The organism is Roseburia faecis (genome assembly GCF_001406815.1).
Classification (GTDB): Bacteria; Bacillota; Clostridia; order Lachnospirales; family Lachnospiraceae; genus Roseburia; species Roseburia faecis.
Window position 1 is genome coordinate 78,684 of the sequence record NZ_CVRR01000037.1, and the last position, 12,796, is coordinate 91,479.

At 44.5% G+C, this 12,796-nt stretch carries 10 protein-coding genes; 1 reads left to right on the top strand and 9 read right to left on the bottom strand.

The annotated features are described in order from the left end of the window. Positions 1–81 precede the first annotated feature (81 nt). Positions 82–2,463, bottom strand: coding sequence for a PBP1A family penicillin-binding protein (locus M72_RS11635; RefSeq protein WP_055068339.1), 2,382 nt, complete (start codon positions 2,461–2,463; stop codon positions 82–84). Between the two features lie 98 nt (positions 2,464–2,561). Continuing rightward, the gene (locus M72_RS11640) at positions 2,562–3,110 is read right to left on the bottom strand and encodes a stage V sporulation T C-terminal domain-containing protein (protein ID WP_022046880.1); all 549 of its coding nucleotides are present in this window, start codon (positions 3,108–3,110) and stop codon (positions 2,562–2,564) included. A gap of 165 nt (positions 3,111–3,275) precedes the next feature. On the opposite strand from M72_RS11640, the gene M72_RS11645 reads away from it, so the two are divergent. Then, positions 3,276–5,372 carry a methyl-accepting chemotaxis protein gene (locus tag M72_RS11645; RefSeq protein ID WP_055068340.1) on the top strand — a complete coding sequence of 699 codons (2,097 nt, stop codon included), beginning with the start codon at positions 3,276–3,278 and terminating at the stop codon, positions 5,370–5,372. 56 nt (positions 5,373–5,428) lie between these two features. Here the strand turns inward: M72_RS11645 and M72_RS11650 are convergent, their stop codons facing one another. The 7 genes from M72_RS11650 to aroE all read right to left on the bottom strand — a co-directional run bounded on the left by M72_RS11650 (position 5,429) and on the right by aroE (position 12,770). Beyond that, positions 5,429–7,468 (bottom strand): putative bifunctional diguanylate cyclase/phosphodiesterase, encoded by a 2,040-nt coding sequence (locus tag M72_RS11650; RefSeq protein WP_055068341.1) that lies wholly within the window; start codon positions 7,466–7,468, stop codon positions 5,429–5,431. A 179-nt stretch (positions 7,469–7,647) separates the two neighbouring features. After that, positions 7,648–9,063 carry a pyruvate kinase gene (pyk, locus tag M72_RS11655; RefSeq protein ID WP_055068342.1) on the bottom strand — a complete coding sequence of 472 codons (1,416 nt, stop codon included), beginning with the start codon at positions 9,061–9,063 and terminating at the stop codon, positions 7,648–7,650. Positions 9,064–9,120: 57 nt separating this feature from the next. Then, positions 9,121–9,537: a hypothetical protein gene (locus tag M72_RS11660; protein ID WP_022046876.1), complete on the bottom strand. Its 417-nt coding sequence runs from the start codon at positions 9,535–9,537 to the stop codon at positions 9,121–9,123. Then, positions 9,530–10,705 carry an FprA family A-type flavoprotein gene (locus tag M72_RS11665; RefSeq protein ID WP_055068343.1) on the bottom strand — a complete coding sequence of 392 codons (1,176 nt, stop codon included), beginning with the start codon at positions 10,703–10,705 and terminating at the stop codon, positions 9,530–9,532. Before M72_RS11665 ends, M72_RS11660 begins: the two co-directional genes overlap by 8 nt. Before the next feature lie 34 nt (positions 10,706–10,739). Continuing rightward, a complete protein-coding gene (locus M72_RS11670) occupies positions 10,740–11,384 on the bottom strand; it encodes a YesL family protein (protein WP_055068344.1) in 645 nt (214 codons plus the stop codon). A gap of 2 nt (positions 11,385–11,386) precedes the next feature. Continuing rightward, positions 11,387–11,905 (bottom strand): shikimate kinase, encoded by a 519-nt coding sequence (locus tag M72_RS11675; protein ID WP_055068345.1) that lies wholly within the window; start codon positions 11,903–11,905, stop codon positions 11,387–11,389. Continuing rightward, complete coding sequence (aroE, locus tag M72_RS11680) at positions 11,898–12,770, bottom strand: shikimate dehydrogenase (protein ID WP_022046872.1); 873 nt, start codon at positions 12,768–12,770, stop codon at positions 11,898–11,900. The genes M72_RS11675 and aroE overlap by 8 nt, the downstream gene beginning before the upstream one ends. Positions 12,771–12,796 lie beyond the last annotated feature (26 nt).

Here is a 12,796-nt window from a genome sequence, read left to right on the forward strand (position 1 = left end):
TCCGGAATTTCTGCCTAGTATCGATAAAAAAAATCAACCGATGTATCCATAAATACATCGGTTGCACTGTTTTATATATGTTTATTGTACGTTTCCACCACCGGTATCTCCACTCTCTCCGGTATCACCGCTATTATCCGTGGTTCCGCTATTGTCCGGTTTATTGGTATTTTCTCCATTTTCCGGCGTATCAGTGTTTCCTCCGCTTTCTCCGGAATCGTTGTCCCCACTATGTTCCGGTTTGGAATTGTTATTCTGATCACCGGCATTGCTGTCGTTATTGTCCGGCTGGTTATCATTTTCGGAGCTTCCGTCCGTTGTATTATCTTTCTGCTGGCTCTCGGAAGTCTGCTGGTCATCCGTCTGGTTTTCTTCTATCTGGTTTTCTTCGCGCATCTTGTCGTGTTCTTCCTCTTCCTGCTTCTGCTGATTTTTAAAATCATCCGAAAGCTGAGCATAAGGAAGGAAATCAAGCGAAGATAATCCCTCGTGGGCCGCAGACATATATGCTTTCCAGATCTGTGCCGGATATGTGCTTCCACTCAGATTGGAAATGGCTTTTGGATAATCACATCCCACCCAGACTGCGGTTGTATAATATCTGGTAAATCCGCAGAACCATCCATCTTTGTGATCGTTTGTTGTACCCGTCTTTCCGGCACACGGCATATCGGCAAGCTTTGCAGAACGTCCGGTTCCACTGTCCATAACGGAGGTCATGATATCCGTCATCATCCGCGCCGCATCCTGCTTATAAACCGTTTTTTCCGTCAGGCTGGACGTATAGACTACATTTTCGTCAGAATCCACAATTGATTTTACACAGGTCGGTTCCCTGTAAAGTCCGTCATTTTCAACCGCTGCATACCCGGATGCCATCTCAAGTGGAGAAACACCTTTGGTAAATCCACCAAGAGATGTGGCGAGGGTATAATCTCCGTCCTTGATCTGTGCAAAATTCATATTTTTTAAATACTGCAGGCCTGCTTTTGGTGTCAGTTCATCATACAGCTGCCAGGCAATCGTATTAATGGAATGTGCAACCGCATATCTGAGCGGAATCTTTCCGGCATATGTATTGTTTGCATTCGACGGTCCGTCTTTTAGTTTATGGTCATCCACAACGGTATCCGGAGTATACCCGCGCTCCAGCTGCGGAGTATATACCAGCAATGGCTTAATCGAACTTCCCGGCTGACGGTAACTCTGGTATGCACGGTTTAACGTATAATTATCCGAATCCTGCTTACGGCCGCCCACGATTGCCACAACATATCCGCTGTTGTTATCAATTGATACTGCTGCCGCCTGCATCTTGTAAGTTCCGTCTTTGGATTTGTCTTTAAATCCTTTCAGGGTATCATCAATGGCAGACTGCAGTTCCTTTTGTTTTTCCATATCAATCGTCGTATAGATTTTGTATCCTCCGGAAAACAGTTTCTTCTGACACGCACTGTAAAGTTCGTCATATGCTTCCCCATAAGACTTCTTTTCCTTATCCGAATCAAAATAATATTTAAACTGGAAACCTTCCTGTTCCATCAGTGCACGGGTTGCGCAGTCATACGTGTAAGTGTCAATCGAACTGTTAATTTTCTCCGTGTCACTCTTTTTCGGCCGGTTCAGTGCAATCTCTTCTTTGGTTGCCTCATAATACTCTTCCTGGGAGATTTTCCCGTCATCCCGCATATTCTTTAAGATCAGATTCCGCCGGGTAATGGTATTGTCCGGGTGTGTCACCGGATCATAATTGGACGGGCGGTTCGGGATCGCACACAGATACGCGGTCTGCGATACATCAAGATCTTTCAGTTCACAGTTAAAATATCCATGACAGGCAGCGTCAATTCCGTAATAGCCGTTTGCAAAATACACGTTATTCAGATAAAATTCCATAATTTTATCCTTACTGTAACGTTTTTCGAGTTCCCACGCAAGAAACATCTGCTTCACCTTGTACTGCCACGTCTGTTTCGGCTGCATATAAATCAGCTTGGCAAGCTGCATGGTAATCGTACTTCCACCCTGCGTACCACCCTGCGATTTTTTCAGTTTCGACATGACTGTGGCTTTGACCGCGCGCACAAGTCCTTTCAGATCCACACCGTTATGCTGGTAAAACTTCTTGTCCTCAATACTGATAATCGCTGCGACAAAATTCTTTGGAATATCCTCGTATTTGACATACTGCGCATTCTTGTCTCCCCTTCGTTCAGAGATCAGTTTTCCGTCTTTATCAAAAACGGAGCAGGTCTGTGAAGGGATAAACGTAGAATCGTCGGAAGCAGATACTTCCTGCACTGCCTCACGGCGCATCTGCTGTATCTGATCCGCATATCCGCCAAAATAGTAGTATCCAAAACCTGCCAGCACAACAAGCATCAGCACGATCTGCAGCTTTATGACAAACCAGAAAAAGCGATGCTGCTTTTTCTTTCTTTTCTTTTTCTTCTTGGTTGACATATACTCTCCTCCATATTTATTTTGGAAACATACATCATACATTTTATCTCTTTTGGACAGTATATGCAAATTATCTTTTTATTAAGATTTTATTATTTTCACTGTTCCATATTTTTCCCCAGAAAATTTGCAGCTGTGGCAGACAATGCTTTCAACAGTCCAAGTGTTTCCTTTTGTCCGCTGTTATCTGCCAGAATCACAGCACCCTGACAGTCTCCATTGCACAGAATACTTGAAAGCACAATTCCCTTCGGAAGGGTTGACATTGTTTTTTTTGTAATGGAGCAGGCCTGTTCTTCTCCTGTTTTCACAACTGTGCTGCGCTTTTCAATCATTTCTTCCATTTCTTCGCTCAGCTGTTCCCCCTCAACTTCCTTTTTCCCGGTTCCCGCTGCTGCGATCACATATTCCCGATCCGTAATGCAGACCAGAGCCTCTGTGGTCTGTGCCAGTGCCTGTGCATAACTTCGTGCAAACTCGCCCAGTTCCCCAACCGGTGAGTATTTTTTGAGCATAATTTCGCCCTCCCGGCTTGTAAAAATCTCTAGGGGATCCCCCTCCCGGATGCGCAGTGTCCTGCGAATTTCTTTCGGAACCACAATTCTTCCCAGATCATCGATTCTGCGCACAATTCCAGTTGCTTTCATATGATAAATTTCCTCCTGTTTTCCAGATTACTTTCCATATTCATGTTGTATGGGTAGTATGCCGGAATCCCGGAAAAATTATGCACAGAAAACAAAGCATTTTACTTGAAAAAACGTTCATCCCGTCATACAATAGAATTAGCATTCACCTAGGAGAAACGTATTATGGATTATAATGAAAATGAATTTAAGGCCAAGGCCAATATCAAAGCCAGACGCATCTGGCTTGTATTTGCCCTTCTTCTTAGTGCAAACTACGGCACAGATGTATCCCAGGGTGGGTATCCTTCCACAAATTTCATCATTTTTTTAATACTGTGCTGGGTTCCTTTTTTTGCCGGTGATCTTCTTTTGCGCATCAGGGGAAAGGCTGATGACCGCTATCGGTATGCGCTTGTCGTCGGTTACGGTATTTTTTACACGTTCCTGATCTGCACCACCGATTCACCGATTGCCTTTACCTATATTCTTCCGGTTGTCAGTCTTCTGGTTCTTTACAAAGACCGGAAATTTATGGTGGGATGTGCAATCGCCAATATCGCCAGTGTCATTATCAGTGTCATTTATCATCTGGTCGTTCTCGGTCAGAATACTGCAACGGACCAGAAAAATTATCAGCTGCAGATTGCCTGTCTCCTGCTCTGTTATATCGGCTATATCATGTCTATCCGCCATCTCATCGAATCCGATGGTGCCCTGACAAACAGTATCAAAGCCGATTTAAAACGGGTTGTTACAACTGTTGAACAGGTTAAAACCGCCAGCAATACCATCATGGATGGAATCACCGTTGTCCGCGAACTTGCCACGGAAAACAAACATGGTTCTGACATTGTCGTAGACGGAATGAACAAACTGACCGACCATAACGGCCAGCTGCAGTCCCGGACAGCCTCCTCGCAGGAAATGACAGGAGATATTAATTCCCAGGTACAGAATGTTGTTTCCATGATCAATGATATGGTATCCCTGACTGCGGAATCCGGCAAACATGCAAAAACAAGTTCCGTTGATCTGGAGAGTCTGGTACAGACTGCCGGAACGATGGCAGATCTGTCCAATGAGGTAGAACATATTCTGGACGCTTTCAAGGCAGAATTTGAAACCGTAAAACAGGAAACTGGAACCATTGACAGTATTTCCAGCCAGACCAATCTGCTGGCACTTAATGCTTCCATTGAAGCTGCCCGCGCAGGGGAAGCCGGAAAAGGATTCTCCGTCGTTGCAGAACAGATTCGCAAGCTGAGTACCGAAACCAAAGATTCTTCCGGACAGATCAGCGAAGCACTCTCGCGACTGGATGAAATTTCAGGAAAAATGACTTCTTCCATTGAAGAAACCTTAAAACTTATTCAGGTCACTCTGGAAAAAGTAACCCAGACCGGTGAAAATGTAAATAAAATTACACAGGATTCTTCTCTTCTGGGTGAACACATCCAGACAATTGATTCCGCCATGAAAGAAGTGGAATCTTCCAATCGTCAGCTGGTAGAAAATATGGAACAGGTATCTTCCATCGTGGAAACCATGACCACATGCATCAGTGATTCCGATGAAACAAGCAAACGCATGCTCAGCAAATATGAGGAAAGTGCTTCCAACATCAATAACATAGAAAATGTAATTCAGGAGCTGATGTGTGAACTGGGCATCGGTGGTTTCATGGGTCTGGATGATATTCATGCCGGTATGAAAGCAAAAGTTATTCTTCCAAAACATCTGGAACGCATGGAGTATCACGGAGAAGTCAGATCTGTTGCGGAAAATAGTATTTCCCTGATTTTGTCTGACAATCCACAGTTAAACGGATCCGAAACCTGTAAGGTTCAGGTCACGGTTGACAATGTTCTCTACTGTTGGGATCAGGCGCAGATACAGGCTGACACGGCATCCGGTTCCCATGCCTATGTATTGCAGCTTTCCGCACGTCCGGAAATCAAAAACCGCCGGAAATACCCACGGGCAGATGTGTCCAATCCATGTACCATCACGCTGAAAGATTCCGACACAACGTTCTCCGGTCAGCTTGACAATATCAGTGCCAATGGATTTGCATTTCTGATCCGGGATCCGTTTTTCATGGATCACAAACATGCAGATGTTGCTATCGATATCCAAAATTTTGCCCTTTCGGATCAGTCCCATCTGGAAGGACATGTCATCCGGTGCTCGGATGATGAAGGTGTATATATTGTGGGATGTCAGATGCCGGAAGACAATTATGCAATACGCAATTATGTAGATTCCCTTCTCGGTCAATAAATAAAACAGGGAAAACTTCTATGATTCCATAAAAGTTTTCCCTGTTTTCTTATCATTTAAGCTGTCAGCAAAAGTTTTTCAAACTCTTCCTTTGGAAGCGGTCTCGAATAGTAATATCCCTGAATACTGTCACACTTCATCTGTTTGAGGAAATCCACCTGTTCTTCTCTCTCAACACCTTCTGCCGTAACGCACAATCCAAGTTCCTTTGCAAGTAAAATCGTATGTTCCAGCAATCGTTCCCCACTGAAATCCCCGATGTAATCAATCAGACTTTTGTCAATTTTTAACGTATCGAAACATTTCATGTTCAGTGTTGCAAGGGAAGAATACCCCGATCCAAAATCATCTACAAGTAATGGAAAACCATTATCATGGAACTTATCTGCCAGCCCCTTGATATTGTCATTGTCAATTGCTGCGCTCTCTGTAATCTCAATCGGAACCAGATGGGTTTTTACTCCGATTTCATCAGCGATCTGCTGATACCGGCTGACCACACTGTCAAAATACAGACTCGCCCTGGACAGATTGATGGATACCGGAATAATCTCCTTTCCCTGTTTCTGCCATTCTAACTGTTGCATACATACTTTTCGGAAAACATACTCATCCAGAACTTTTATCAGTCCGTCTCTCTCAAACAACGGAATGAATTTGCCGGGTGGAATAACATTTCCCTTTTCATCTCTCCAGCGGATCAGACCTTCTGCCCCTACCATCCGCTCTGTTTCCGGATCATATTTCGGCTGATACCACACCTCAAAACAGTTATTTTCCAGAGAATGTTTAAATTCATCCTCCATGGCTTTATCTTCAAGCATGCGGATCGTATCTTCATGGCTGTAAAACTGATAGCTGATATCTTTGCGATCCTTGATCTGATTCTTGGCAAAATTTGCTTCGCTGTATACCTCTTCCACTTTGGAATCCGGTTTCCACTTCGTCACTCCAAAATAAGGGATCAGCTTCGGAACCTTCAGTCTTTCCGACAATTCTGCCAGTATGGTCTCCAGCTGCTGTAACTGCCGGATCGTCTTTTCCCGATCCTTTCCACTACTGTAAATCACAAAACGGTCTGCATTGATATGTCCTGCCAGATCATCTTTTTCCAGTATCCCCTGAATACACTTCCAGATTCCTTTGAGTGTTTCATCCCCTTTGATAATTCCACAGATCGAATTGATAATTTTAAAGGAGTGGATGTCCATGGACACCAGATATCCCGGTTGCCGGAAATCCCGGATTTTCTTCTTAAAACTTTCGTAATTATTTCCACCGGTTACACTGTCCACATATGCCATGCGCTCAAGTTCCCTCTGTTTTTCGGAACTGATATCGGAAAATCCTGCTACCATCCGGTGCAGCTGTCCTCCATCCGATGTATTTACAAATTTTGCACGGCAGTATTTTACTTTCCCATCCCGCACAATCCGGTAATCATACTGATATGCTTTTTTCAGGCTCAGCTGCTTACGGAGATTTTCAATGGAGGTCTCATACAGCATTGTCTCACGGTCTTCGGTAAGGACAACCTTCCCCACATATTCTGCCATGATAGCTTCATATCCCGGAATTGCCTTAAGCGTATCATTGAGCACAGAGCGCACTGCGGAGTTCACTTTATATGCATATACCTTATCATGATCCACATCTACATAATATACACTGTTAAAATTGCTTCCCAGTGCCTGAATAATCTCATTCTGGCGTGTGTCTGCCCTGATCTGTTCGATCAGGCCCAATACATATTCCGGCTGTTTCTGTGAACCGCCCTGAATCCCACCCATAGAGATCTGATATACCACGTCTTTTCCCGAAGACTGAATCTTTGCACTTACCGTCTTTGCGCCATGGTCAATATCCTGAAACAGTTTTAACAGTTTTTCTTTTTCCATAATTCTGTCCATGAGGATACTATGCTCCAGATCCGCAGCATTCTCAACGATTCCCATGTGACGGGCTGCAAACTCTGATGGTCTGATCCTGTGTTCTTTGGGATAATAGTAAAAAAAATACTTTCCCCATTTTGCCAGAATCTCCTGAATCTCTGTTGATATATCCCTGCACTTCTTCTGATCGATTTTTTCTACCATAGGCCTGCCTTTCCCTGGTAAACTGTAAATATTGTCTGATTATTTCTGTACAAATATACTATAGCATAAACTATTTTCCTCGTAAAGGTAGTAAATTTTCACAAAAACACACGAAAAGCGCATGCAACAGAGATGTCACATGCGCTTTCCAACTACACAGCATTCGCTTATGTTCTATTTTATTTTACGGTTTCTACCTTAATCACATTCGTATTTCCTACTTTGCCATTGATCAGACCACCGGTCAGAACAACAGCATCTCCGGTCTGTAATGAAAATACTTCTTTTGCCTTTTTCATTGCATGGTAGAACATAACTTCCATCGAACTGAATTCCTCGCAGAGAACCGGAGTTACGCCCCAGCTTAAGTTCAGTTTCCGCCATACCTTCTCGGAAGTCGTCATTCCGATGATATCTACCGGACAACGGAAACGGCTGACCATACGTGCGGTAGTTCCGCTGAGTGTACTTGCGACAATACATTTTGCCTGGACATCAACTGCCATCGCACAGGTTGCATGCGAAATAGCATCCTGAATGCTTCTGGTCTCAAAATCAGAAGTGCGGAAACGCTTGGTATATTTGATCTGGGATTCTGTATACTCAGCAATCTCTGCCATGTTCCGCACGGCATCTACCGGATATTTACCGGCAGCTGATTCCCCGGACAGCATGATCGCGGATGATCCATCGTATACCGCATTTGCCACATCGGAAAGCTCTGCACGTGTCGGACGCGGATTGTGAATCATGGACTCGAGCATCTCGGTCGCGGTTATGACACGTTTTCCGAGCATACGGCACTTACTGATCAGATACTTCTGAACCGCAGGCACTTCCATGCCCGGGATTTCGACTCCGAGATCTCCACGGGCAATCATGACACCATTGGCAATCTCACAGATTTCTTCAATGTGCTCCACACCCGAACGGTTCTCAATCTTTGCAATAATATCAATATCTTCGCCGCCGTTCTCGTCAAGGAATTTACGCATATCCTCGACATCTTTCTTTACGGAAACAAAAGATGCCGCAACGAAATCCACGTCGTTTTTGATACCAAACAGCAGATCTTTCTTATCCTGCTCGCTCAAAAATGCATGATCCATGACCTTGTTCGGGAAATTCATGCTCTTTTTATCCGACACCTCGCCTCCGACAAGAACCTTACAGATGGCATCCGGTGCTTTCAGCTTTTCTACTTCCAGAATAATCAGACCATTGTTGATCAGGACATGATCTCCCACCTTCAGATTGTTGATCAGGTTTTTGTAGGTTACGGAAACTCTCTCCTGATTTCCCACAATATCATCCGTTGTCAGTGTAAATGTATCTCCATCTTTTAACGTGATCTTTCCGTTTTCGAAGGTTTTGATCCGGTACTCCGGTCCTTTGGTATCCAGCATGATCGCAATTGGAAGACCTAACGCCTTACGCACTTTTTTGATCGTATCAATCTTCTTCTGATGTTCCTCATGGCTTCCATGGGAAAAGTTTAATCTGGCTACATTCATGCCGGCTTTACACATCTGTGTCAGTACAGATTCGCTTTCGCTTGCAGGTCCGATGGTACAAATAATCTTTGTTTTTCTCATAATGCTTGTTCTCCTGTCTCTATCCAAATTTTTTTGTATCCCCTGAGTTTCATTCTGTCACACACAGACGGGATTTGCGCGGATATACCGCCCGACGATCAGCCGACGCGCCGGTGGAACAAGAAATTTGGGCTTCGAGGTCAGAATTCTCTGTACCAGCAGCCACTGCTGTGTCATATGGCTCACCGGAAGGAAACGAAGCCCGATTCGCCTGACTTGCGGAACAACGGACGGTTTCCCTTCCCTGAGCACTGTCTGGGAAATGCAAAACTCTCCTGCATCATTCAGGTAATCCTCCGCCTGCCGGTTATGCATACTGCTGCTAAGCACATTGACCTTCTGCTGCATTCCACAGGCATCTGCTACATTCATCTCCACCGGCATGCGAAGCACAAACGCCGCAATGACCACAGCGGAACAGATCAGCACAATATGATGTTTCTTTTTGGTCCGTTTTCCGAAGTGCTTATGCATTTGCAATCACATCTGCCAGAGCTTCCATCGCTGGTAGGTCGGACTCTTTCATGGCGGAACGGATCGTTACCATCGGCTCCACAATGGTAATATTTTTCATGGTTTCCAGAATTCCCTTCATCGTTCTTCCGGCCGTCGGTCCCCAGGTACCGTTCTCAATAATACCTACGGTACGGTTCTGGAATGCCTTGGACTGTAAATGATGCAGGAAGTCCTGCATACATGGGAATACACCGCCATCGTAACTTGCTGCTGCAAGAACCATACGGTCATAACGGAACGCATCTTCCACAACTTCTGCCATATCATCACGGGAAAGATCCATGACAGAAACTTTCTCTACTCCTTTGGCACGCAGCATCTCAGCAAATTTCCGTGCTGCTTTTGCAGTATTTCCATGGATCGATGCATATGCTACAAGAACACCCTTATCCTCCGGCTTATAGCTGCTCCAGGTATCATATAATCCAATGTAATAGCCAAGATTTTCATTTAATACCGGACCATGCAGCGGACAGATCGTCTGGATATCCAGTCCTGCTGCTTTCTTTAACAGTGCCTGTACCGGTGCACCGTATTTTCCTACAATATTAAAGTAATATCTTCTCGCTTCACAGGCCCATCCTTCCGGATCTTCATAATCCAATGCGCCGAATTTTCCAAATCCGTCTGCAGAGAATAAAATCTTTTCACTGCTCTCATAAGTTACCATCACTTCCGGCCAGTGTACCATCGGTGCCATATAAAAATTCAGCGTATGGGTACCGAGAGACAAAGACTCTCCTTCTGCCACTGTAATTTTATGGTTCTCATCCACCGGAAGCTCGTCAAAAAACTGTGGAAGCATGTGAAATGTCTTGGCATTTCCCACCAGGGTCACTTCCGGGAAAAGCTCTACCAGACGTCCGATACTTCCGGCATGATCCGGCTCCAGATGGGAAACTATCAGATAATCCACTTTCCGTCCGTCTAATGCGGCCAGCAGATTTTTCTCCCACTGCTCCACACCTCTGGTGTCTACCGTATCCATTAAAGCCACTTTTTCATCCAAAATCAGATAAGAATTATAAGATACACCATGCGGAACCACATACTGGCTCTCGAACAGGTCAATTGTCTTGTCATCTACTCCGATATACTTTACTGCTTCTGAAATTGTTACACTCATTTTTTCTCCCTCTCTTTTTGTTTTTATTTATGTATTATGATGCATACATATCATTTTCTTCTTCACGCGCTAAATCCTCCGGACTCATATAGCGGCGGAACAGGCGCTCTAAAATAAAATCAAATACAATCGATGCAACTGCCGGAATCACCACAAGCAGTACCGGTATAATATAAATCGACAGAGCCGATGCAATCAAAATCACCAGCAGCAGCAATGCCCATGGCAGATGCCTTATCATCAGCAGAAATGCATTTTTCAATGTCTGCTTTACGGTATTTTCAAATCTTGCAATATATGGGAATAAAAATGCGCTCCACATAATCGCAACAGCAATCATAATCAGAAAGAAATAGAAAAATGCGCCCTTCATACTGCCGGTTTTTAATACCTGATAGGTGATATAGGCATCACAGCCCAGAACAATCATAACGGCCAGCCATATAAGATATGGCAGTGTTGCAGCCTTAAAGTTGTCCCTGAACGCTCCGAAAAAGGTTCTTGTGGTATATCCGCGGTCACCGCGGATGGATTTATGTACCGTGTAATACAACGCGGTGGTCGATGCCCCGATCGTAAAAACCGGAATGCAGCAGATCACCCATAAAATGCTGACCCACACGCAGTCCACAAGTTTTCCCAGCATCTGAAATACAATATTATCCCAATTAAATTTCACGCTTATTCCTCCAGTCGCCCAATAATTTCTTCTGCGATTTCTTCTTTTGTTTTTCCATCCGTAGCTACGAGAATGTCTGCAGCCGCCTCATACTTTGGCCGGCGTACTTCCATCAGTTCAGAAATGTATGCAACATTCATATGACCGTTTAAAAGTGGACGGTCCGTACTGTTTTTTACACGTTCGTATATGGTCTGCGGTGTTGCCGTAAGAAATACAACGCTTCCCCCATCCCGCATGCAGTCTACATTTTCCTGTCGCATTGCCACACCGCCTCCACAGGATACGATTGTCGGCTCCTGCTGATTTAGTGACTGGATCAGTTTTGTCTCAAGCTCCCGGAAATAAAGTTCTCCGTATGTTTCAAAAATTTTGCTGATCGGCATTCCCTGTTCTTTTACGATACGCTCGTCCATCTCCACAACCGGATAACCCAGCTTTTGCTTTATCGCACGTGCAATCGTGCTTTTACCAGCTCCCATAAAACCGATCAGGAAAATATTTTTCTTTTCTTTATTCATGAAAAAATTTCTCCTTCACTTCTTCTACCGGCATATCCATACCTGTATATAACCGGAATGCGGCCACTCCCTGCCACAGAAGCATTCCCTTGCCTCCAATGCAGGTACATCCTGCTTCTTTTGCTTCCCGCAACAGTTTTGTCTCTGCCGGATTATAAACCGCATCACATACAACCAATCCCGGGCGAAATGCAGATAAATCTTTTACCACACTCTGGTCATCCATCGGTTTCATACCAACGATCGTCGCATTTGCAAAAATGTCACTGGATGTGATCTCCTCTGTCATCTTTGCCGTATCCGCAATGTCATATACATTGACAACAATTCCCGGCACTGCTTTTCGGATCTTTTCTGCGGTCTGAAGAGTACGCTCAAAAAATGCATCCTTAATATTGAAAATCGTGATCTCTCTGGCTCCATCTAATGCACATTGTACCTGAATGGCTGTCGCAGCTCCGCCACCGCCTGCGACCGTGATCTTTTTTCCTTTAATATCTACGCCATGGTCTTTGAGGTTGTGTACAAAGCCTTCTCCGTCCGTGATATATCCGGTCAATCTGCCGTCATCGTTTACAATCGTGTTTACAGCTCCGATAATCTGTGCTGCCGGAGACAGCTCATCCACATACTTTGCCGCCTCGGTCTTATCCGGCATCGTCACATTGATTCCACGCATATGAAACAGTTTCACCGCGTCAAGTGCTTCTTTTACCTGATCTTCTTTTACATCAAATGCAACATATGCATAATCCAGCCCCAGCTTTGCAAAGCTGTAATTGTACATTGCCGGGGAACCGGAATGTCCTACCGGCGAACCGATCAGTGCAAGTAACCCTGTATGTCCTGAAATTCTTTCTTCCATCTTTTTTCTCCTGTCCTTGTATGTTG

What these genes read in the sequence shown, in the direction of transcription:
- aroE (WP_022046872.1), bottom strand. Translation starts at nt 12,770, where the DNA reads ATGGAAGAAAGAATTTCAGGACATACAGGGTTACTTGCACTGATCGGT.
- pyk (WP_055068342.1), bottom strand. Translation starts at nt 9,063, where the DNA reads ATGAGAAAAACAAAGATTATTTGTACCATCGGACCTGCAAGCGAAAGC.
- M72_RS11635 (WP_055068339.1), bottom strand. Translation starts at nt 2,463, where the DNA reads ATGTCAACCAAGAAGAAAAAGAAAAGAAAGAAAAAGCAGCATCGCTTT.
- M72_RS11665 (WP_055068343.1), bottom strand. Translation starts at nt 10,705, where the DNA reads ATGAGTGTAACAATTTCAGAAGCAGTAAAGTATATCGGAGTAGATGAC.
- M72_RS11660 (WP_022046876.1), bottom strand. Translation starts at nt 9,537, where the DNA reads ATGCATAAGCACTTCGGAAAACGGACCAAAAAGAAACATCATATTGTG.
- M72_RS11645 (WP_055068340.1), top strand. Translation starts at nt 3,276, where the DNA reads ATGGATTATAATGAAAATGAATTTAAGGCCAAGGCCAATATCAAAGCC.
- M72_RS11640 (WP_022046880.1), bottom strand. Translation starts at nt 3,110, where the DNA reads ATGAAAGCAACTGGAATTGTGCGCAGAATCGATGATCTGGGAAGAATT.
- M72_RS11675 (WP_055068345.1), bottom strand. Translation starts at nt 11,905, where the DNA reads ATGAATAAAGAAAAGAAAAATATTTTCCTGATCGGTTTTATGGGAGCT.
- M72_RS11650 (WP_055068341.1), bottom strand. Translation starts at nt 7,468, where the DNA reads ATGGTAGAAAAAATCGATCAGAAGAAGTGCAGGGATATATCAACAGAG.